The sequence below is a fragment of the Pseudomonas sp. GL-R-19 genome (assembly GCF_019956375.1).
In the GTDB taxonomy this organism is placed as follows: domain Bacteria; phylum Pseudomonadota; class Gammaproteobacteria; order Pseudomonadales; family Pseudomonadaceae; genus Aquipseudomonas.
Window position 1 is genome coordinate 16961 of sequence record NZ_JAHBDJ010000018.1, and the last position, 21577, is coordinate 38537.

Annotated in this window: 20 protein-coding genes; 9 read left to right on the forward strand and 11 right to left on the reverse strand. The window is 59.6% G+C overall.

Going from position 1 to position 21577, the window contains the following annotated elements; genetic code table 11:
* Nucleotides 1–519 precede the first annotated feature (519 nt).
* Nucleotides 520–684 (reverse strand): DUF1328 domain-containing protein, encoded by a 165-nt coding sequence (locus KGA83_RS10910; protein WP_108218726.1) that lies wholly within the window; start codon nucleotides 682–684, stop codon nucleotides 520–522.
* A 70-nt stretch (nucleotides 685–754) separates the two neighbouring features.
* The gene (locus KGA83_RS10915; RefSeq protein WP_223529713.1) at nucleotides 755–1042 is read right to left on the reverse strand and encodes a hypothetical protein; all 288 of its coding nucleotides are present in this window, start codon (nucleotides 1040–1042) and stop codon (nucleotides 755–757) included.
* 438 nt (nucleotides 1043–1480) lie between these two features.
* On the opposite strand from KGA83_RS10915, the gene algB reads away from it, so the two are divergent.
* Nucleotides 1481–2827 carry a sigma-54-dependent response regulator transcription factor AlgB gene (gene algB, locus KGA83_RS10920; protein WP_223529714.1) on the forward strand — a complete coding sequence of 449 codons (1347 nt, stop codon included), beginning with the start codon at nucleotides 1481–1483 and terminating at the stop codon, nucleotides 2825–2827.
* Between the two features lie 10 nt (nucleotides 2828–2837).
* A complete protein-coding gene (locus KGA83_RS10925; RefSeq protein WP_223529715.1) occupies nucleotides 2838–4628 on the forward strand; it encodes an ATP-binding protein in 1791 nt (596 codons plus the stop codon).
* 7 nt (nucleotides 4629–4635) lie between these two features.
* Here the strand turns inward: KGA83_RS10925 and KGA83_RS10930 are convergent, their stop codons facing one another.
* From KGA83_RS10930 to KGA83_RS10960, 7 genes are all read right to left on the reverse strand, one after another.
* On the reverse strand, nucleotides 4636–6255 hold the full coding sequence (locus KGA83_RS10930; protein WP_108218730.1) for an EAL domain-containing protein: 1620 nt from the start codon (nucleotides 6253–6255) through the stop codon (nucleotides 4636–4638).
* A 75-nt stretch (nucleotides 6256–6330) separates the two neighbouring features.
* On the reverse strand, nucleotides 6331–7110 hold the full coding sequence (locus KGA83_RS10935; RefSeq protein WP_108218731.1) for an N-acetylmuramoyl-L-alanine amidase: 780 nt from the start codon (nucleotides 7108–7110) through the stop codon (nucleotides 6331–6333).
* A 92-nt stretch (nucleotides 7111–7202) separates the two neighbouring features.
* Nucleotides 7203–9197: a GGDEF domain-containing protein gene (locus KGA83_RS10940; protein WP_108218732.1), complete on the reverse strand. Its 1995-nt coding sequence runs from the start codon at nucleotides 9195–9197 to the stop codon at nucleotides 7203–7205.
* Complete coding sequence (locus tag KGA83_RS10945; RefSeq protein ID WP_108218733.1) at nucleotides 9194–10072, reverse strand: endonuclease/exonuclease/phosphatase family protein; 879 nt, start codon at nucleotides 10070–10072, stop codon at nucleotides 9194–9196. Before KGA83_RS10945 ends, KGA83_RS10940 begins: the two co-directional genes overlap by 4 nt.
* Before the next feature lie 14 nt (nucleotides 10073–10086).
* Nucleotides 10087–10728 (reverse strand): thiol:disulfide interchange protein DsbA/DsbL, encoded by a 642-nt coding sequence (locus KGA83_RS10950; protein ID WP_108218734.1) that lies wholly within the window; start codon nucleotides 10726–10728, stop codon nucleotides 10087–10089.
* A gap of 199 nt (nucleotides 10729–10927) precedes the next feature.
* Nucleotides 10928–11557, reverse strand: a complete 630-nt coding sequence (locus KGA83_RS10955) for a c-type cytochrome (protein WP_108218735.1) — start codon at nucleotides 11555–11557, stop codon at nucleotides 10928–10930.
* A gap of 45 nt (nucleotides 11558–11602) precedes the next feature.
* Nucleotides 11603–11893 carry a c-type cytochrome gene (locus KGA83_RS10960; protein WP_095942973.1) on the reverse strand — a complete coding sequence of 97 codons (291 nt, stop codon included), beginning with the start codon at nucleotides 11891–11893 and terminating at the stop codon, nucleotides 11603–11605.
* A 191-nt stretch (nucleotides 11894–12084) separates the two neighbouring features.
* Between KGA83_RS10960 and yihA the strand changes: the two genes are divergently transcribed.
* Nucleotides 12085–12729 carry a ribosome biogenesis GTP-binding protein YihA/YsxC gene (gene yihA / locus KGA83_RS10965; RefSeq protein ID WP_008002192.1) on the forward strand — a complete coding sequence of 215 codons (645 nt, stop codon included), beginning with the start codon at nucleotides 12085–12087 and terminating at the stop codon, nucleotides 12727–12729.
* 606 nt (nucleotides 12730–13335) lie between these two features.
* Here the strand turns inward: yihA and polA are convergent.
* The gene (polA, locus tag KGA83_RS10970) at nucleotides 13336–16140 is read right to left on the reverse strand and encodes a DNA polymerase I (RefSeq protein ID WP_223529716.1); all 2805 of its coding nucleotides are present in this window, start codon (nucleotides 16138–16140) and stop codon (nucleotides 13336–13338) included.
* 74 nt (nucleotides 16141–16214) lie between these two features.
* Here polA and KGA83_RS10975 point away from each other — a divergent pair, with 74 nt between their 5' ends.
* Nucleotides 16215–16502, forward strand: a complete 288-nt coding sequence (locus tag KGA83_RS10975) for a DUF2782 domain-containing protein (RefSeq protein WP_104450417.1) — start codon at nucleotides 16215–16217, stop codon at nucleotides 16500–16502.
* 60 nt (nucleotides 16503–16562) lie between these two features.
* On the forward strand, nucleotides 16563–17513 hold the full coding sequence (locus tag KGA83_RS10980) for a homoserine kinase (protein WP_007989412.1): 951 nt from the start codon (nucleotides 16563–16565) through the stop codon (nucleotides 17511–17513).
* Between the two features lie 91 nt (nucleotides 17514–17604).
* On the opposite strand, the gene znuA is transcribed toward KGA83_RS10980, so the two are convergent.
* Nucleotides 17605–18534, reverse strand: coding sequence for a zinc ABC transporter substrate-binding protein ZnuA (gene znuA, locus KGA83_RS10985; RefSeq protein WP_108218738.1), 930 nt, complete (start codon nucleotides 18532–18534; stop codon nucleotides 17605–17607).
* A 57-nt stretch (nucleotides 18535–18591) separates the two neighbouring features.
* Here znuA and zur point away from each other — a divergent pair, with 57 nt between their 5' ends.
* The 4 genes from zur to KGA83_RS11005 are packed head-to-tail and all read left to right on the forward strand — an operon-like array spanning nucleotide 18592 to nucleotide 21394.
* On the forward strand, nucleotides 18592–19074 hold the full coding sequence (gene zur / locus KGA83_RS10990) for a zinc uptake transcriptional repressor Zur (protein WP_108218739.1): 483 nt from the start codon (nucleotides 18592–18594) through the stop codon (nucleotides 19072–19074).
* On the forward strand, nucleotides 19074–19859 hold the full coding sequence (znuC, locus tag KGA83_RS10995; protein ID WP_007989407.1) for a zinc ABC transporter ATP-binding protein ZnuC: 786 nt from the start codon (nucleotides 19074–19076) through the stop codon (nucleotides 19857–19859). The genes zur and znuC overlap by 1 nt, the downstream gene beginning before the upstream one ends.
* A complete protein-coding gene (gene znuB / locus KGA83_RS11000; protein WP_108218740.1) occupies nucleotides 19852–20640 on the forward strand; it encodes a zinc ABC transporter permease subunit ZnuB in 789 nt (262 codons plus the stop codon). The genes znuC and znuB overlap by 8 nt, the downstream gene beginning before the upstream one ends.
* A 37-nt stretch (nucleotides 20641–20677) precedes the next feature.
* A complete protein-coding gene (locus KGA83_RS11005) occupies nucleotides 20678–21394 on the forward strand; it encodes a PA5502 family lipoprotein (RefSeq protein WP_108218741.1) in 717 nt (238 codons plus the stop codon).
* Nucleotides 21395–21577 lie beyond the last annotated feature (183 nt).

The following is a 21577-nucleotide window of genomic DNA, read 5'->3' on the forward strand; positions in this document are numbered from 1 at the left end:
TGAACCGGTCATTACAGAGCAGATTGAATGTTTTTTGAGCAGTGGCCGAGGGTTGATTTTTCAGCAGAATCCCGCAGGACGAAGCGAAAAATCGCGGCCAAAAAAAGGTGATTTTTCTCGATATACGGTCGCCGGTGAAACACCGGGAAAAGTATTTTCCGACGTAACAAGGACAAGGAAGCGAAAACGCTGAAGAAACCGAGACGAGCGCTCTATTTCAATGTGTTGCGTGATCAAGCCCTTCGCAAGCCCGTCGAACCATGGCGGTCCGGCGAACTTGCGCAGCAGCTTTCCTGACCCGGCCCTTGCGCAGGCACTCGCTGTACCCGTAGGTCACTCCGCCCCTGAAACAGGCAGAACGTCCCGACCCCTTGGTCATGCGCCAGCCTTCCTCAGGTGACGCAAGTGGAAAGAGGCGCTGTAGCCTCCCTCATGTGCGTACTTCAATACCCGTTCGGATCTTTCTTCGTTTGCTTCATCGCCAAGGCGGCTGCCAGTGCCTTGAACAAACCGCCGATGTCAGCTTTGACCGCGACGGCCAAAGAAGAAGGAAGCAACGAACATCACCAGGAACACGACAAACAGAATCTTGGCGATACCTGTGGCGGTGCCCGCGATACCGCCGAAACCCAGTACGGCAGCGACGATGGCGATAACCAGGAATGTGATTGCCCAACTCAACATGGTAATTCTCCTTACGCTTCTGTTTAGAGGTGCCGCGTTTCCCGGCGCATTGGGTGCACGGAAGTTTTACCTAGAACACCCAATGCTCCCGATAACGAATCTCACCCACAGGACCGACCTGGTCGACATCCATCATGTGCATCGGGGTGCTATCGGCCTGACCGCTGCTGACTGCGCTGAAATGGGTTTGGGTCGGGCGCTGAATCGACAGACGTGGCGCTTCAGGCTGCTGGCCCTGTTCCCAGCGTTGAAACTGCTGGCCGCCGATCAGGGTGATCAACAGCGCCAGTACAGCAAACAGTCCTTGCTGGATATGCACAGGCGAAAGGCGCCGGTGGGCGGCACGTTGAAGGTTCATCCTGGAGCTCCTGCCACTCGGGTCGGTATTCGATAGCGGGCGCTGGATTCTGAATGCCCTGGTCAACCAGACAATTGCAGCCCGCATGCCAGCTTTAACTCGATTTAATTTCCTTTAATTTCAATATCTTAAGACCATAAAAGAAATCACTTCGCACGCATCCTGCACGATGCCACTTGCGCGGTCGTGCGTATTGCACGATTCGTTTGAAGGAAGGCGTAAATTTTTTGAATTGAGAGGAGGGCGCGGATGTCAGAAATACACGCTGGTTTTTGTAAGAAACCGAGCATCCATTAAAGGACCGGCGAAATCAGGTGGCAATGCGATACATGGGATGAAAGCTACCCTGCCATGACAGGAATGGCTCAGAATCAATCATGCAACTTGCCCGATTTCTCTGAGGCTAAATAAAGATTATTCATTAAGGAGCGTAGGAAAATGGAATCAGCCACTGAGCATCAAGGCCGCATTCTGCTGGTGGATGATGAGTCCGCCATCCTGCGTACTTTCCGTTATTGCCTCGAAGACGAAGGCTACAGCGTGGCCACCGCTACCAGCGCCGCGCAGGCAGAAGCACTGTTGCAGCGACAGGTCTTCGACCTGTGCTTCCTCGATTTGCGTCTGGGTGAAGACAACGGCCTCGATGTGCTGGCCCAGATGCGTATTCAGGCGCCCTGGATGCGGGTGGTGATCGTCACTGCGCACTCTGCCGTCGACACCGCAGTGGATGCGATTCAGGCCGGTGCCGCCGACTATCTGGTCAAACCGTGCAGCCCCGATCAATTGCGGCTGGCAACCGCCAAGCAACTGGAAGTGCGGCAACTGTCGGCGCGACTGGAAGCCCTGGAAGGTGAAGTACGCAAGCCCCAGGATGGTCTGGACTCCCACAGCCCGGCCATGAAAGTGGTACTCGAAACCGCCCGTCAGGTTGCCACGACCGATGCCAATATCCTGATTCTTGGTGAATCCGGTACCGGCAAGGGCGAACTGTCCCAAGCCATTCACGGCTGGAGCAAACGCGCGAAGAAATCCTGCATCACGATCAACTGCCCGTCGCTGAACGCTGAACTCATGGAAAGCGAACTTTTCGGCCACAGCCGTGGCGCCTTCACCGGTGCCAGCGAAAGCACCTTGGGCCGAGTCAACCAGGCTGACGGCGGTACGCTGTTTCTCGACGAGATTGGCGACTTTCCCCTGACATTGCAGCCGAAGTTGCTGCGTTTCATTCAGGACAAGGAATATGAGCGTGTCGGTGATCCGGTAACCCGTCGCGCCGATGTGCGCATCCTTGCGGCCACCAACCTCAACCTTGAGGACATGGCCCGCGACGGTCGTTTCCGTGAAGACCTGCTCTACCGCCTGAATGTCATTACCTTGCACCTGCCACCGCTACGCGAACGCCGCGAAGATATTCTCAACCTCGCCGATCGTTTCCTCGCACGCTTCGTCAAGGAATACGCCCGTCCTGCGCGCGCCTTCAGCGACGAGGCGCGGGAAGCACTGCTGGGCTATCGTTGGCCCGGCAACATCCGTGAGCTACGCAACGTGATCGAGCGGGCGAGCATCATCTGTCCGCAGGAGCGGGTCGAGATCAGTCATCTGGGCATGGCCGAAACCCCGGTCCACAACGCACCGCGTATCGGCGCGGCACTGAGCCTGGATGAGCTGGAGAAAGCTCACATCGGCGCGGTCCTCGCCACCGCCGACACCCTGGATCAAGCGGCGAAAATCCTGGGCATCGACGCCTCGACGCTGTACCGCAAACGCAAACAGTACAACTTGTGAGCAACAGCGGATGAAACTGGCGATGAAATTGCGGACCCGGCTGTTCCTGAGCATTTCCGCACTGATGACCATCGCGTTGCTCGGGCTCTTGCTCGGGCTGGTCAGCGTGATGCAGATGGCCGGCAGCCAGGAAATGCCCACCCGCAACAACTTCGTCACTCTGGACCTGGGGCTCAAGCTGCGTCAGGCCCTGGGTGATCAACTGATCATCATGCTCAGCGAGAATCCTGACTCCGCCGCTTTCGCCGCCTCGAAGCAGCATTACTTCGAACTGCTGGAGGAAGGCATCGCCCAGGAACCAGAACAGTCCGGAGGTGAGTACGGCTTCAGAAAAGCCAAGGCCGACTACGAGCGCTTTATCCAGGCTTATGAAACGTCCCCCGCCCCGTCGAATGCGTTCGGCAGCCACGGCAACCTGACGGAAAAATTCAACGCGCTACGCAATGGCCTGTTCGCCGAGCACAAGCGCGCACTGGATAACATCAACGATACCGAGCGTCAGGCCCGGGAGCAGGCGCTGCTGATTGCCGGGTTGCTTGGCCTGGTGGGGCTGGCGGTGCTGATCGTCGGCTTCGTGACCGCGCAGGCCATCGCCCGGCGCTTCGGCGAGCCCATCGAAGCTTTGGTCAAGGCGGCGGACAATATCGGCCAGGGCAATTACGATGTCACCCTGCCGATCTCTTCGGCGGTGGAGCTGAACCAGCTGACCCGGCGTTTCGGGATCATGGCCCAAGCGTTGCGTGAACATCAGGCCACTAACGTCGATGAACTGCTGGCCGGTCAGCAGCGTTTGCAGGCCGTGCTCGACAGCATTGACGATGGACTACTGATGATCGACCGCCAGGGCCATCTGGAACACCTTAACCCTGTGGCCCAGCGTCAGTTGGGCTGGGAATCCGATCGTCTGGGTCTGGGGTTGGGCACGGCGCTGGAGCGCCCCGAACTCGATGAGCAACTGCAACTGGTGCTGCGCGGCGGTACGCTGGAGCGGGCGCCGGAAGACTTGAGCATCGAAGTCGATGGCGAGTCGCGACTGCTGACCTATAGCCTGACCCCGGTAAGCCATACCCAGGGACATATTCTCGGTGCCGTGATGGTGCTGCATGACGTCACGGAACAGCGTGCCTTCGAACGGGTACGCAGCGAATTTGTATTGCGCGCCTCCCATGAGTTGCGCACACCGGTCACCGGCATGCACATGGCTTTCGGATTGTTCCGCGAGCGCGTTCACTTTGTCCCGGATTCCCGGGAAGCCGACCTGCTCGATACCGTGAATGAAGAGATGCAGCGGCTGATGCAGTTGATCAATGACCTGCTGAACTTCTCCCGTTACCAGAACGGTTTGCAGAAACTCAACCTGGCACCGTGTTCCATCGAGGCATTGCTGGAACGGGCTCAATCGCGCTTTGCCACATCGGCCGAAGAGAAGGAAATCAGCCTGCTGGTGGAAGTGCAGGGGCCTTTGCCGCGGTTACAGGCCGACCAGTCACAACTGGACCGGGTACTCGACAACTTGCTCGACAATGCCTTGCGCCACACCGGCTCCGGCGGGCGGATAAGCCTGCAGGCCCGGCGCCACGGCGACCGGGTCATCATCAGTGTCGAGGACAACGGCGAAGGCATCGCCTACGGTCAACAGGGGCGGATCTTCGAGCCGTTCGTACAGGTCGGACGCAAGAAGGGCGGGGCCGGGCTCGGCCTGGCCTTGTGCAAGGAAATCGTGCAATTGCATGGCGGGCGCATGGGCGTCTACTCCCGGCCGGGGCAAGGTACTCAGTTCTACATGGCGCTGACCGTTTAGCTCACCTTCACGCCTCGTCATCCAGACGTCGGCCAGCGCCGGCCAGGCGCCGGCCCCGGGTTATCAGTTCAATGAACTGCACGGCGCTCAGCGCGCGGGCGAACAGCCACCCCTGGCCGAACTTCACGCCTTCACTGCTTAGGAATTCGACCTGGGCCTCATGTTCGATGCCTTCGGCAATCACCTTCAGGTGCAGCGACTGGGCCATGTGAATGATGTGCGGGGCCACACCACTGCTGGCGGCGTCATGGCCCAATGCATCGATGAACGCCTTGTCGATTTTCAGGCAATCCACCGGCAGGGTTTGCAAATAGGCGAGGCTGCAATAGCCGGTGCCGAAGTCATCGATCAACACCTGGTGCCCGACATCCCGTAACGATTGCAGGTTTTCCCGGGCCACCACCACATCCACCAGCCCGCGCTCGGTGACCTCAAAGGCGATTTGCTGCGCAGCGACACGGTGCAGGGTCAGCAGTCGCGCCATCACCTGACCAATCCGCGGAACCATCACATCACACGCCGCGAGATTGACCGAGATGTACAGTTGCGGGTTGGCACGCAGCAACTGGCCGAGTTGCTCGAGCAGGCGTTGCAGGACGAAGTCCGTCATCTGGCGAATCTGCCCGGTGTTCTCCGCCATCGGGATGAACAGGTCGGGACTGGTCAGAGTACCGTCCGGCCTGCGCCAGCGTAGCAACGCTTCAGCCCCGACACAGTTGCGGCTATCGAGGTCGAAGATCGGTTGATACAGCACCTGCAACTCGCCACGGCGAATCGCGCCGGTCAGTTCGGCGTCCAGCGACTGCCGCTGGCGCACCAACAGAAACACCAGGAACCCAACGCATATGCCCAGTGTGAGGCTGGCCGGCAGCAGCCACCACCAGACCGCCGGGATATGCATGCCGCTACGCGGGCTGATCAACACCAATTGATATTCCGGATTGTCGGTGGGCATGCGGTATATCAGGCGTGTATGGGTTATCTGCAGCGCATCACGGTTTCTCGGTGGCCAGGCCTCGGCCGGCGGCCAGACCTGAGAAGCGCCCAGCACCGGAATCGCGCGCGCGCCATGGTCAAGGACCACCAGCAGACTGCTGCCCGGCGACAGGTCGACCATATCGGTCAAATGCCCGCGAGAGGTCGCGACCCGGAAATTCCCGCGCCCGAGCATAAGCGCGGCGCGGTTTTCGTCGGGTTCGGTGGTGGTGTTGAGCCAATAGCTGTAAGTCGGGCCTTTGATGTCTGGCGATCGACTCAGCGACAGCCCTTCCTGGCGAGGGCGATTGGAGCAGATTCGCGAGGAGTCCATATAGGCGGCTTCGTAGACGAAGCGATAATTGAACGTAACCTGTTGCAGGGTCGCGATCATTTCCGCATCGCAGCCGCGCAACGGCTGCGCTTCAAGGTCGTCAAGGCTTTCACGTAGTTGCCCGAAGAGCTGTTCCAGGCGGGCGAGGAAGCGCTCACCCTGAGCATTCATTTCTTCGCTTTCGTTTTGCTCGATCTGGTGAATGGCGACGAACAGGCTGCCGGCCATCAGTAACGTTGCGCTCAAGACAGCAGACATCAGCCCCAGAAACCAGGGGCGATGGAACCAACTACGGAAGGTCTCTCGAGCAGCAGGCATTGTGTAATATCCGAAGGATTACCAATGAGTTATAGCTGCTGATTGGGAAAATGCCCGTACCGTCGGGCGGCGTCATTATTTTGACTGATTCAACACCAAAAGTAGCGCTGCAGTTTGCGCATCCGGAGTGCCGTCGAAGCGCGCCGGACGGAAATGCATCTGGAATGCCGCTATCACATGCCGTGTCGCGACATCGAGCTCGCCGGTTTGTGGCGAGGCATAACCCAAGCGGGTCAACTGCGCCTGAAACCAGCTGATGCTCGGCAACTGCTCGGCGAACAACATTTGCTGGCGCGCCACCGACTGTTCATTCGGCCAGAGGCCCAAGCCTTCGGCGGCCAGACGCTTCCAGGGGAACAGCGGCCCCGGGTCCAGCTTGCGCAACGGCGCAATATCGCTATGGCCGATGATGTCGCGAGGCTTTATGCCGTGACGTTTGCTGATGTCCTTGAGCAACACGATCAACGACTGGACCTGATCTTCGGTGTAGGGATACCACACGCGTCCAGTCGGTGTGTCCTCGAAGCCCGGGTTGACGATTTCGATACCGATGGAACTGGAGTTCAGCCAGGTCCGGCCATTCCACTCGCTCTCCCCGGCGTGCCAGGCGCGCACATTTTCATCCATCAGCTTGTAGATGGTGGCGCCCTTGTCGTCGCCGATCAGGTAATGGCTGCTGACTTCACCGTGGGTAAGCAGTTGCAACGAACGCTCCAGCGAGGCGTTGGTGTAATGCACCACCACGAACTGCACACGGCTGTCGTAATTGGCTGAAGGATGGCTGGTGTCAATACGGGGACCGCTGGCGCAGCCGGCCAGCAGAATCAGTGACGCGATCAGAGCAAAATATTTCATGGCGAAGGCAGTACACACAAGACAATAATGCAACAGTGTAACGTAATGCCTGACGGACAGACGCCAATCAAACAAAATGGAACAATTGACGATCAGCCCGGCTCCACGCGATTGCGGCCGGCATTTTTTGCGCGATACAGCGCCTGATCGGCTCTTTTAAGCGCTTGATCGCCGTGCTCTCCCTGCCTGAACGCCGTCATTCCGATAGACACGGTGATGGTCACCGGCTCTCCCTTGAAGTGGAACGGACAGGCCTCGATGGAGGCACGCAAGCTTTCCAGCAACTTCAACCCCGCCGCCGACACCGTGGATGGCATTAACAGAACAAACTCTTCGCCGCCAAACCGCGCAATGAAATCCGTCCCGCGCAAACGCTTGCACAACACGCTGGCGATGATTTTCAGCACTTTGTCACCGGCCAGGTGCCCGTAGTTATCATTGATACGCTTGAAATGATCGAGGTCCAGCATGGCCAGCAGCAGCGTGTTGCCATGTTGCTGCCATTGTGTGACCTCATGGTCCAGGCGCTCGCTCCAGGCGGCGCGGTTGGGCAGACTGGTCAACGGGTCGATCAATGCCTTCTGACGCTGCTCTTCAAGGTGCTCACGGTAACCCTGGGCCTCCTGCTCCATATGGGCGACCCGCTCGGCCAGGCTGTGCAAGCGCGCAGCGACCTCTTGCTCGCGCTCATCGCGCTGTTTCTGGTGCTGGTCCATGGTGCCCAGCAAGCCTTCGAGATGGTTTTCCAGGACGTGCTTGAGATCTTCCAGGTCCGCGGCTTCCTGCATGCTGCTTTGCAAGCCATCGACCTGTTCGCGGATTTGCGTGTCCATCTGCCGCGCAGCCGAACGGTTGTCGGCGTGCCCTGCGGTGGCGGCCTGCAAGTTGCTCTGGAACGATTCGAGGCGTTCGTTCAATCGTTGTAGATAGGCTTCGAACTCATGCTGGCCGCTGTCGGTAATGGCCAGCATCAACGTGGCGAAGTCGTCGAGAATCGGCAGCAATTCGTACCAGTTCAAACCGTTTTTCAGACGATCGCGCATGGATTCGGCTTGCGGGCGATAACGTTCGGGCAATGTCAGGTCTTCGAGCAGCCCTAGCAGCGTGTCTTCGATATGACTGGCCACCGAACTGTAGGAGGGCTCGGGGGAGTCCGGGAGTGCGTAGAGAATGTCGTGTTCGGAATGTGCCTGATCGGCGACAGCCACTTCCTCCCTCGGAATCGGAGGCAAGGGCGAGTTATCCGGCGACGCTTGCGCGGTCAGCTCGTCGGGGTTTGGTTCCGACTCCGGAGGCGTCGCGATGGTTTCCGGAGCTGGTTGCTCGGCCGATTCGATTTCTGTCGCGGCTGCACTGGCTGGCTGAGGCTCCGCAGCCGGGGGGGCAAAAGCCACGGCTGGCTCAGTCGGCGCGGACTCGTCCTCAGCTCGCTCAACAGCGGGTACCTCGCAGATTGCTGGCTCGATCACGACCGGGGCCGACGCGATAATCGCCGCAGGGCTCTCGGCTACAGGGGCAGCCAGCGCAGGAGAAGTAGCCGTTGAGGCCGCCGTCTCCTGCGCTTCACGACCGCCGAACAACCGCTGCAGCAAGCCAGGCCGATCGGGTTCCGCCGGGGTATCCAGCTGGCTCAGGGCCTTGCCTTGCAAGCCACTCAACTCGCTGAGCAACAACGGTATCTCACGTGCCTGACTGACCCGCGCCTCCAGTTGCTTGGCGAAACGCTTGAGTGGCCGGCTCACATCCCGTGGCAGCGGCAATGTTTGCAGCTGAGTGACCAGCGCAGTCAGGGCGGCACTGGTCTGGTTGACCCGGGTTTCCCGACGCTGTTCAGAATCGAGCACGGCTTTTTCCAGGCGCGGAATCAGCGCGGCCAGGCCGGCGTCCATGTCGTCGGTACGCACGACCTCACGCATTTCCTTCATGCATTGGTCAACGGCGCGGTCGGTACCTTCCGCCGCCAGGGTGCTGCGCACCAGCCCACGACGCAGCAAGTCGAGCCGTGCGTCCCAGCGACGTTCGAGCTTTTCCTGTTGTTCGATGCTTTTGAGGTATTTCTCTTTCCAGCGCTGTGCTTCGTCGCTCATTCATGGGATCCGCGAGGGGCAGGACTCAACGCGGGCAATGCATCGGCCGTGAGCGAACCCGGCAGACGAATCTCTACCGCGACCGGCAGGTGATCGGAAATGGGCTGTGCCAACACCTCGACCTTTTCCAGGGTCAGGCTCGGGCTCAGCAGGATATGATCCAGGCAGCGCTGCGGGCGCCAGCTGGGAAACGTCGCTTCCAGTTGTGGCGCAAGCAGGCCGAGATCGCGCAACGCGGAGTTTTGCAGCAGGTCACTGGCATGGGTATTCATGTCGCCCATCAGTACCTGGTGTTTGTAATCGCCAATCAGATCGCGGATGTAGGCCAGTTGCAGGCTGCGCGCCCGGGCGCCCAAGGCCAGGTGCATCATGACCACCACCAGCGCTTCCGGGCCTTCGCCGAACCGTACCAGAATGGCTCCGCGACCTTTTGGCCCCGGCAACGGATGATCTTCAATGGCCCACGGGCGCAATCGACTGAGCACGCCATTGCTGTGCTGGGCCAGGCGACCAAGGTTGCGATTGAGTTGTTGATACCAGTACGGGAAGGCGCCGAGCTGGGCCAGGTGTTCGACTTGATTGACGTAGCCTGACCGCAGGCTGCCGCCATCGGCTTCCTGCAAGGCGACCAGATCGAAATCGCCCAGCAGATTGCCGATTTTCTGCAGATTGTCGGCACGCCCGTTGTGCGGCAGCAGATGCTGCCAGCCCCGGGTCAGGTAATGCCGATAACGCTCGGTACTGATGCCGACCTGGATATTGAAGCTGAGCAAGCGCAGACGGCTGTCTACGGGCAGGCCCGTGGACTCCAGATGATGCTCGTTGACCCGCGGATCATGCCGGCCAACGACGCGTTCAGTACCCCATCGGCGCATGGCAGTGACTGCCCTCAGTTGGCGGCAGCCTTGTTAGCCGCCCGCTCTTTGTCGATCAGTTTGTCGGCCAGTTGCAGGGCCTGTTCAGCACCGCCGGCAGAACCCACGTCAAACCGGTACTTGCCGTTGACGATCATGGTTGGAACGCCGGTGATTTCATACTTCTTGGCCAGTTCACGCGCCTTGACGATCTGACCTTTGATAGCGAAAGAGTCGAAGGTCGCGAGGAACTTGTCCTTGTCCACGCCTTGGGTAGCGAGGAAGTCGGCCATGTCATCCTTGTCGGTCAGTTTCTTGTGTTCTTTCTGAATCGCATTGAACACCGCGGCATGAACGTTGTGCTCGACACCCATGGCTTCAAGGGTCAGGAACATCTGACCGTGGGCATCCCACGGGCCACCGAACATCGCTGGAATGCGTACGAAATTCACGTCCGTCGGCAGTTTCTCGACCCAGGGATTGATCACTGGCTCGAAGGCGTAGCAATGCGGGCAGCCGTACCAGAACAGCTCTACCACTTCGATCTTGCCAGGCACAGCGACCGGAACCGGATTGCTCAGTTCCACATAAGGTGCGGCGGGGGCTTCAGCAGCCTGGGCGGTCATGCCGAACAGGCTGGCAGCGGCAAAAACGGCGCTGATGATCAGATTACGCATGCTTTACTCCTGGACAAATTTTATCGCCTCGCGCGACTGTTTTCAGACAGATCCTGGCGGGCTTGAGTTCTGTAGTGTAACGGCAGCGGCCACAAAAAAGGGCGGCCAAGGCCACCCTTTTTATACTTGCTGTCACGGATTAATCGAGCGTTAACGTTGCAGGCGATAAGCACCCCGTTCAACGCCCGATCCGTCGGCCTTAGTGCAGGCCTTGAATGTAGCTGGACACCGCGGCGATGTCTTCGTCGCTCAGCTTCTTGGCAATGGTCTGCATGGTTTTGGCATCGCCGTCGTTGTTGCGGCCGCCTTCTTCCTTGCGGAAGTCGGTCAGTTGCTTGGCGATGTATTGAGCGTGCTGGCCGCCGAGGTGCGGGAAACCGGCAGCCGCGTTACCTGCGCCATTTGGCGAATGGCACCCGGTGCAGGCTGGCATCCCCTTGGCCAGGTCACCGCCACGGAACAGGGCTTCACCGCGAGTGACGACTTTCGGATCGGCGGCGCCGACGCTGCCTTTCTGGCTGGCGAAGTAGGCGGCAATGTCCGCCAGGTCCTGATCGCTCAGGTTGGTCAGCAGACCGGTCATTTCCAGAACGGTGCGCTTGCCCGACTTGATGTCGTGCAATTGCTTGGTCAGGTAGCGTTCACCCTGACCCGCCAGTTTTGGAAAGTTTGGCGCCATGCTGTTGCCATCCGGGCCGTGGCAGGCGCCACAGACGGCGGCTTTGGCCTGGCCGGCTTTTGCATCACCCGGTTGTACTGCCTCACCTGCAGCATGGGCCATGCCGGAGATGCCCACGGTCAACAGCAGACTCACGATCAATTTCTTCATCAGCTAATCCAACTACGGCTAAGGGTTAAGAGTTATGGACCGGGCTTACTCGCTCATCCAAAGGATGATGGCTTGGTAATCCTCGGCACTGCAGTCCATGCACAAACCACGCGGCGGCATCGCCTTGAAACCCTGGGTCACGTGTTGCACCAGCGTCTCCATACCTTTCGCCAACCTCGGCGTCCAGGCTTCCTGATCGCCTTTTTTCGGCGCCATGGGGAGTTGGCCGGAATGACAGGCACCACAAACACGGTTGTACACAGCTTGCGGATCCTGTGTAGCCTGAGCGCTGTAAAGCGGCATCAAGACACCGGCAGCTAGCAGCCATTTCGTCATAAAACGACCTTTTCAGGGTTGAGAGCGTGCTGCGTTCTAGTGCGCAATCAAGGTCTGTCGCTCTCGTGAACTTCATCCTACGCTGGGACAAAGCGCACACAAAATCTGCGGCATTATATACTGGCGTCACTGAAACGGAAGCGACACTGCTTGCCGCCCCCATTCCTGGCGCCGCCCACATCGGAAATCCCATGCAACTCAAGAATCCCATCCTCGGTCTGTGCCAACAGTCCACCTTCATGCTCAGCGCCGCCAAAGTCGACCAATGTCCGGATGACGAGGGCTTCGAAGTCGCCTTCGCCGGGCGTTCCAACGCCGGCAAGTCGAGTGCCTTGAACACCCTGACCCACGCCAGCCTGGCGCGCACCTCGAAAACCCCGGGGCGCACGCAACTGTTGAATTTCTTCAAGCTAGACGATGAACGCCGTCTGGTCGACCTGCCGGGCTACGGTTATGCAAAAGTACCGATCCCGCTCAAGCAACACTGGCAGCGTCACCTGGAGGCATATCTGGGTGGTCGCGAGAGTTTGAAAGGTCTGATCCTGATGATGGACATCCGCCATCCGATGACCGATTTCGACCTGCTGATGCTCGACTGGGCCGTGGCTGCCGGCATGCCGATGCACATTCTGCTGACCAAAGCGGACAAGCTGACCTATGGCGCGGCCAAGAACACGCTGCTCAAGGTACAGGCGGAAATCCGCAAGGGCTGGGGCGATCTGGTGACAATCCAGCTGTTTTCGGCCCCAAAACGCATGGGCCTGGAAGATGCCTACACCGTACTGGCTGGATGGATGGAGCTGGCGGACAAGGGTGCCGAGGTAGAAGCTCAGTAAGTGCCGAGAAAACTGCCTGCGGCGCACGCAGGCAGTTTTCTCGAGGCAAAAAAAGTTCTTCACGGAATTCCGGGGGAACACATATAACGAAATATCTGTAGGGGCTGCCGAAGGTTCGGGCCGCGTTCGGACGATCTTTTTGATCTTGATCAACAATCTCCAGATCGCAAAAGCAAGATCAAAAGATCGCGATAGCGGTGGGGATATGGTTGCTTTTGCCCTGGCGCACGCAAAAAAAACCCCGGACTTCATATGGGGAGGGAGAAGTTCCGGGGTTCAAGCTCTAGACCGCTAGGGCGGGGTCCAGATATCTGCCAACACTTAACACAACATAGGAGCATCGAAGGGCTTCACCAGCCATTCAGTAACTCTGAGTGGTGGCTCACAAGATTAGTTCAGATTTTTTTCAAATAGCTTTGAAATAACTCTAAGCGCCTTCCGGACTAAGCGAGTTGCGCCCTTCCGCCGCGGCACTATGCCGCAGCAGAACACGACAATTTTCTGTAGGAGCGAGCTTGCTCCGGGCGGCGTTCCGACGATGGAATTTCAGTCGAAATCGATGTGTCTGACACTCCATCGCGAGCAAGCTCGCTCCTACAAGAAGGCTCAGTGAGCCTCATCCCAGTTATTTCCGACACCCACTTCGACCAGCAACGGGACATCCAGTTTCGCGGCCTCGCTCATGTGTACGCGAATTTCATCGCGAACCTGGTCGACCAGGTCTTCACGCACCTCAAGCACCAGTTCATCGTGCACCTGCAAAATGACTTTGGCGTCGAGGCCAGACGCGGTCAGCCAGTTATCCACTGCAACCATGGCTTTCTTGATGATGTCCGCAGCGGTGCCTTGCATCGGTGCGTTGATCGCCGTGCGTTCCGCGGCGGCGCGCTCTTGCGGCTTGTTGGAGTTGATGTCCGGCAGGTACAGGCGACGTCCGAAGAGTGTCTCCACGTAACCTTGTTCTGCCGCCTGCGCACGGGTGCGTTCCATGTACTGGCGAACGCCGGGATATCGGGTGAAGTAGGTATCGATGTAGGCCTTGGCGGTCTTGGTGTCGACGCCGATGTCCTTGCCGAGCTTCTGCGCCCCCATGCCATAGATCAGTCCGAAGTTGATCGCCTTGGCGCTACGGCGCTGATCGGAGGTCACGTCCGCCAGTTCGACCTTGAACACTTCGGCGGCGGTCGCGGTGTGCACGTCCAGATTGTGGCGGAAGGCGTTCATCAGCCCTTTGTCCCGGGACAGGTGCGCCATGATCCGCAGTTCGATCTGCGAATAGTCCGCCGCCAGCAGCTTGTAACCTGACGGGGCCACGAAGGCCTGGCGAATGCGACGCCCTTCGGCGGTGCGCACTGGAATGTTCTGCAGGTTCGGATCGCTGGAGGACAGCCGCCCGGTAGACGCCACCGCCTGGTGGTACGAGGTATGGATCCGCCCGGTACGCGGGTTGATCTGCTCCGGCAGACGGTCTGTGTAAGTGCTTTTCAGCTTGCTCATGGAGCGGTATTCCATGAGCACTTTGGGCAATCGATAGTCGTCTTCGGCCAGTTTAGCCAACACTTCTTCGGCGGTGGATGGCTGGCCCTTGGCGGTTTTCTTCAATACCGGCAAGCCAAGCTTTTCGTAAAGGATCACGCCCAGTTGCTTGGGCGAACCGAGGTTGAACTCTTCGCCGGCAATCTCGAAGGCTTCACGCTCCAGCGCCACCATCTTGTTGCCCAGTTCGATGCTTTGCACACCCAGCAGGGCAGCGTCGACGAAAGCGCCTTGGCGCTCAATGCGTGCCAGCACCGGCACCAGCGGGATTTCGATGTCGGTCAGCACGCCGACCAGACTTGGAATGGCCGAAAGTTTTTCGAAGAGAGTCTGGTGCAGACGCAAGGTGATATCCGCATCTTCGGCGGCGTAAGGCCCGGCCTGCTCCAGGGCGATCTGATCGAACGTCAGCTGTTTCACGCCTTTGCCGGCGATGTCCTGGAAACTCACCGTGGTGTGGTCCAGGTACTTCTGCGCCAGGCTGTCCATGTCATGGCGCGTGGCCGTGGAGTTGAGCACGTAGGACTCGAGCATGGTATCGAAGGCGATGCCGCGCACGGTAATGCCGTTGTCCTGATCGCCGCCGATGGCGCAGTTGGCCAGGATGTTCATGTCGAACTTGGCGTGCTGGCCGACCTTGAGTTTGTTCGGGTCCTCCAGAATCGGCTTGAGCGCACGCAGGACCGTGTCGCGGTCCAGCTGTTGCGGCACGCCGATGTAGGAATGGGTCAACGGGATGTAGGCCGCTTCGTTGGCCTGAACCGCGAATGACAGGCCCACCAGTCGTGCCTGCTGCGCATCGATGCCGGTGGTTTCGGTGTCGAAGGCAAACAGTTTGGCGTTTTTCAGTTTTTCCAGCCAGGCATCGAAACGCGTTTGATCGAGGATGGTTTCATAGGCGGCTTCAGCAACGGCGGCCGGTGCTTCGGCCTCTGGTTCGCTGAACAGATCGGCGGCCGGTGCTGGCTCGGCGGCAGCGCTCAGTTCCAGGCGTTTGGCGTCGCGATCAAGGTCGTTCAGCCAGCTCTTGAACTCCAGCAGGGTGTACAACTCGTAGAGTTTCGCCGGATCTTCAGGACCCATTTGCAAGTCGTCGAGCCCAACGTCCAGCGGCACGTCGATCTTGATGGTCGCCAACTGATAGGAAAGGAAAGCCATTTCCTTGTGCTCTTCAAGCTTGGCCGGCAAGGTCTTGGCGCCACGAATCGGCAGGGTCGGCACGATATCGAGTTGCGCATAGAGTTCGGTCAGGCCGCCGTTCACACCCACCAGCAGGCCAGACGCGGTCTTGGGACCGATGCCCGGAACGCCCGGAATGTTGTCGGACGAATCGCCCATGAGCGCCAGATAATCGATGATCTGCTCGGGAGCGACGCCGAATTTCTCCTTCACGCCCTCCACATCCATGCTGCTACCGGTCATGGTGTTGACCAAGGTAATGTGACCGTCGACCAATTGCGCCATGTCCTTGTCACCGGTGGAGATGATCACCGGACGATCCGCCGCCGCGCTACTGCGGGCCAGGGTGCCGATCACGTCATCGGCCTCGACGCCTTCGACGCACAGCAGCGGGAAGCCCAGGGCGATCACGCTCTGGTGCAGCGGCTCGATCTGCACGCGCATGTCGTCAGGCATGCTCGGACGGTTGGCCTTGTATTCGGCGTACATGTCATCGCGAAAAGTCCCACCCTTGGCGTCGAACACCACGGCAAACGGACTGTCCGGATACTGCTTGCGCAGGCTCTTGAGCATGTTCAACACGCCCTTGACCGCGCCGGTCGGCAGGCCTTTGGAGGTGGTCAGCGGCGGCAGCGCGTGAAAGGCGCGGTACAGGTAAGAAGAACCGTCCACCAGGACGAGGGGGGCTTGGCTCATGAGCAGGATCAACCTTTTCGGCGGGTCCGGCGCTAGAATAGCGGGACCGTTGACGACAAAGGGACAAGGTTATCATGCGCACACTAAATCGCCTGTTGCTGGCTGGATTGTTTGCAATCGCACCATTGGCCGTCATGGCGGCGGACGATGCGCCAACGCCGGAACCGGATGTCACCATTCGTACGGAAGGGGACAAGCTCATTCAGGAATATCGCCAAAACGGCTTCCTGTATGCGATCAAAGTCACGCCCAAAGGCGGCAAGCCGTATTTCCTGGTGCGCGCGGACGGCTCGGAAGGAAACTTCATCCGCTCCGACTACCCGGATATGCTTATTCCGGCGTGGGAAATTTTTAAGTGGTAAGTCGTCCCTAACTTTAATCGGCGCTGGCTCAACAGCGGCGCCCGTACTGGCAGCTTAAACATGTCTGTGTTCACCCCCCTGGCTCGGCCCGAGCTGGAAGCTTTTCTCGCCCCTTATGGCCTCGGCCGCCTGCTTGATTTCCAGGGGATTGCCGCCGGTAGCGAAAACACCAATTTCTTTATCAGCCTGGAGCAGGGCGAATTTGTACTGACCCTGGTCGAGCGCGGTCCGGTTCAGGAAATGCCGTTCTTCATCGAACTGCTCGACGTGCTGCACGGCGCCGACCTGCCGGTACCTTACGCCCTGCGTACCACAGACGGCGTGGCCTTGCGCGAACTGGCGGGCAAACCTGCGCTGCTGCAACCACGCCTGGCCGGCAAGCATATCAAGCAAGCCAACGCGCAACATTGCGCACAGGTCGGTGAGTTGCTCGGCCATCTGCACCTGGCGACCCAGGCCAATATGATCAAGCGCAAAACCGATCGCGGCCTGGACTGGATGCTGGAAGAGGGCACGCAGTTCCTCTCGCACCTCGGTGCCGAGCAGAAAGACTTGCTGCAACGGGCGCTGGAAGAAATCACCCGGCAGAAAGAAAAAATCCTGGCATTGCCGCGGGCGAACATTCACGCCGACCTGTTCCGCGACAACGCGATGTTCGAAGGCACGCACCTGACCGGGCTGATCGATTTCTACAACGCCTGCTCCGGGCCGATGCTCTACGACGTGGCGATTGCCTTGAACGACTGGTGCTCGGACGACGATGGCGTGATCGATGGACCGCGAGCGCGGGCCTTGCTGGGCGCTTACGCAGCCTTGCGACCGTTCACCGCTGCCGAAGCCGAGTTGTGGCCGACCATGCTGCGGGTGGCTTGCGTACGGTTCTGGTTGTCACGCTTGATCGCCGCGGAGTCGTTCGCCGGGCAGGATGTGTTGATTCACGATCCGATGGAGTTCCAGTTGCGCCTGGCGCAGCGGCAGACGGTCAATACGCCTCTGCCTTTCGCCCTTTAAAAGCTTCGCGAGCAGGCTCGCTCCCACAGGTACACGGTGATCCTTGTGGGAGCGAGCCTGCTCGCGAATGGGGGCGCCACCTTTTTTCGAATTACAACGACTCCAGACACCCTGCCAAATCATTCCCCAGCTTCTCCAGCACCTGCTCATACCCCTGAGCAGTCGCCGGCGTGTACCCGCCCAACGCATCCAGCTCAGCCAGTTTCACTGGCAAACCCGCCACCAACGTTTCCGCCAGACGCGGGCGCAACGGCGGTTCGCTGAACACGCAAGTCTTGCCGACTTCCTGCAAACGCGCGCGCATCGCCGCGACATGCTGGGCACCGGGTTGCACTTCGGCCGCGACGCTGAACACACCCACGTGCTTGAGACCGTAGGCGTCTTCGAAGTAGTCGAAGGCTTCGTGGAAAACGAAGTAGGGCTTGCCCTGAACATCGGCCAGGCGTTTCTTCAGCCGCGCGTCCAACGCATCGAGGCGCTCATCGAAGGCCTTCAGGTTGCTCTGATACCGCGCGGCATTGTCAGGATCGGCGGCACTCAGGTCGGCCGCCATTTTCGTAGCGATGACTCGGGCGTTGACCGGCGACAGCCACAGGTGCGCATCCAGGCTGCCCGGGCGGTGATCGTGGTCGTGTTCGTCAGCTTCTTCGGCGTGGGAGTGGCTATCTTCGGCGAAGCGGCGCAGTTTCATGCCTGACAAATCCTGCACGGCGACGCTCGGCAGCGTACGACCCTTCAGCACGCGTGGCAGGAAACCTTCCATGTCCGGGCCAATCCAGTACAGCAGGTCCACCGATTGCACCTTGCGCACGTCGGAAGGGCGCAACGCATAGTTATGCGGCGATGCACCAGGTGGCAGCAAAACCTCGGGAATCGCCACACCGTCCTGTACCGCCGCGGCGATCAATTGCAGAGGCTTGATGCTGGTAAGGACCTTGACCTCGGCCTGCGCCGAACCGATCAGCAGAAAACTTGCGACAAATGCGACAAAGATAGAAAAAAGTCGGAACACGATGACCACTCGAAGAGGCGAGAACGGGTAACATAATAACGTCTCTCACAAAACTCGTCGCCGCTCATGCTAAAAACACCGATTGCCAGCCGCCCCCACGACCACTCACATTGCGTTCACAGCGCTTTGTCCGAGGCCGATGCCCTGTGCGCACGTCAAGGCCTGCGCCTGACCGCATTGCGCCGGCGGGTGCTGGAACTGGTGTGGCAAAGCCACAAACCCCTGGGGGCCTACGACATTCTCGCGGTCCTCAGCGAGCAGGACGGTCGCCGCGCCGCGCCACCGACGGTGTACCGCGCGCTGGATTTCCTGCTGGAAAACGGCCTGGTCCATCGAATCTCCTCGCTCAACGCCTTCATCGGCTGCAATCACCCGGAACATGCTCACCAGGGTCAGTTCCTGATCTGCCGTGGGTGCCACGCCGCCATCGAGCTCGAACAAAAATCCATCAGCGACGCGATCATCGCCAGCGCCAGGGATGTCGGGTTTATCGTCGAAGGCCAGACCGTTGAAGTGATCGGTCTCTGCTCGGGTTGCCAGGGGGCTTGATGAGCAACGCGCTGATTCGCCTTGAGCAGGTTGCCGTCACGTTCGCCGGGCAACCGGTGCTGGACAACATCGAGCTGAGCGTCGAACCGGGACAGATCGTTACCCTGATCGGCCCCAACGGCGCCGGCAAGACCACACTGGTGCGTGCCGTGCTCGGCCTGTTGAAACCGGACAGCGGCAGCGTATGGCGCAAGCCGAAACTGCGGGTCGGTTACATGCCGCAAAAACTTCACGTCGATCCAACCCTCCCGCTATCGGTCCTGCGCTTCTTGCGCCTGGTGCCGGGCGTGGACCGTGCGATGGCCTTGGCGGCACTCAAGGAGGTCGGTGCCGAACAGGTGATCGACAGCCCGGTGCAAAGCGTTTCCGGTGGCGAAATGCAGCGCGTGTTGCTGGCCCGGGCCTTGTTGCGCGAGCCGGAACTGCTGGTGCTCGACGAACCGGTGCAGGGTGTCGATGTGGCCGGCCAGGCTGAGTTGTACAGCCTGATCACCCGCCTGCGCGACCGTCACGGTTGCGGCGTGCTGATGGTCTCCCACGATTTGCATTTGGTGATGAGCACCACGGACCAGGTGGTTTGCCTCAATCGTCACGTGTGCTGCTCCGGCCATCCCGAGCAGGTCAGCGGCGATCCGGCTTTCGTCGAGCTGTTCGGAAAAAACGCACAAAGCCTGGCGATTTATCACCACCATCACGACCACGCCCACGACCTGCATGGCTCGGTGGTGAAGGCGCCCGCGTCGGGCCAACCCCATGTTCACGGAGATAGCTGCAAGCATGGCTGATTTTCTGCTCTACGCCCTGCTTGCAGGCCTGGCCCTGGCCGTCGTTGCAGGCCCGCTGGGGTCTTTCGTGGTCTGGCGGCGCATGGCCTATTTTGGCGACACCCTGTCCCACGCGGCACTGCTCGGTGTGGCCCTGGGCTTCCTGCTGGATGTCAGCCCGACCGTAGCCGTCACCGTCGGCTGCTTGCTGTTGGCAGTGTTGCTGGTGACCTTGCAACAACGCCAGCCGCTGGCATCCGACACACTTTTGGGGATTCTCGCACCCAGCACGCTCTCGCTGGGCCTGGTGGTACTAAGCTTCATGCACGAAGTGCGGATTGACCTGATGGCCTATCTGTTCGGCGACCTGCTGGCGATCAGTCCAACCGATCTGGCCTGGATTCTTGGCGGTAGTGCTGCGGTACTGGTCTTGCTGGTTACGTTGTGGCGCCCATTGCTGGCGATCACGGTGCATGAAGAACTGGCCAGGGTCGAAGGCCTGCCGGTGGCGGGATTGCGCCTGGCGTTAATGCTGTTGATCGCCGTAGTGATTGCCGTGGCGATGAAAATCGTCGGCGTGTTGTTGATCACTTCGTTGCTGATCATCCCGGCGGCTGCGGCACAACGTCACGCCCGCTCGCCGGAGCAGATGGCACTGGGCGCGAGCCTGCTGGGCATACTCGCCGTGTGTGGCGGGCTGGCGCTGTCCTGGTTCAAGGACACCCCGGCCGGCCCGTCGATTGTGGTGACGGCCGCCATGCTGTTTCTGCTGAGTTTTGTTCTGCCCCGTCGAGGGGTGTAGACTTGCTCGTTTTTTGCGCAAATAGAGAGTCGCAGGAATGAAGTCGTTCGCCTCCCGTTATCTGCTCCTTGTCGCATTTTCTTTGCTGCTGGGCGCCTGCCAAAGCACGCCACCGGCGGCCACCGAGGCCGCTGATGCGCGGGCCACGGCCATCGTACAGCTGGAACAAAACATCGCCAGCGATGAACTGGCCACCGCCGAAGACCAATTGACAGCCCTGCAGGCCGAATCGCCCAACGATGCTTCCCTTGAGCAATACCAGCGGCAACTGGCCGAAGCCTATCTGCGCCGCAGCCAGATCGTGCTGCAAAAGGGTGATGTAGATGCTGCCGCGACCGCCCTTAGTCGTGCCCGCGCATTGATGCCCAAGGCTCCGGCACTGACCGGCGGAGTCAACGGCTCGATTGCCCAGGCGCGCAAGGCCGAGTTGGAAAAAGCCGAGGCCGCCCTCAAGGCTGCCGAAGCCAAGCCAAAGGCGAAGGTCATCGATCTAACGGCTGAAAGCACCACGGTCGAGCTGAATATCAACGATATGGGCAAACTGCGTCGCCAACTGGATGCCATCGCTGCCGATGTGGTGAACTTTCAGTGCGACGTGAGCATTCAGGCACCGCGCACCAATGATTACCCTTGGCTGGCTAATTTGCTGACCAAACGGGTGAACAAGCTCGATCCTGAGTTTGATCTGAAGCTTGAGCGGCAGATTTTGCGCAGTGTTCCGGCGCAGATGGTTCTTAGCCCTCGCAAACCCTGAAAAGCTTCACGGGCAAGCCCGCTCCTATAGGGTTCCAGACATTGTAGGAGCGGGCTTGCCCGCGAAGGCGTCCTGTCTGGCAATAAAAATGCTCAGGCCGAAATCGCCTTGGCCTTTGCCTCCCCCTCCCAAACCCGATACCGACCAATCGCTGGAGTGAGCCTCTTCAGCTGTTCCTTTTTT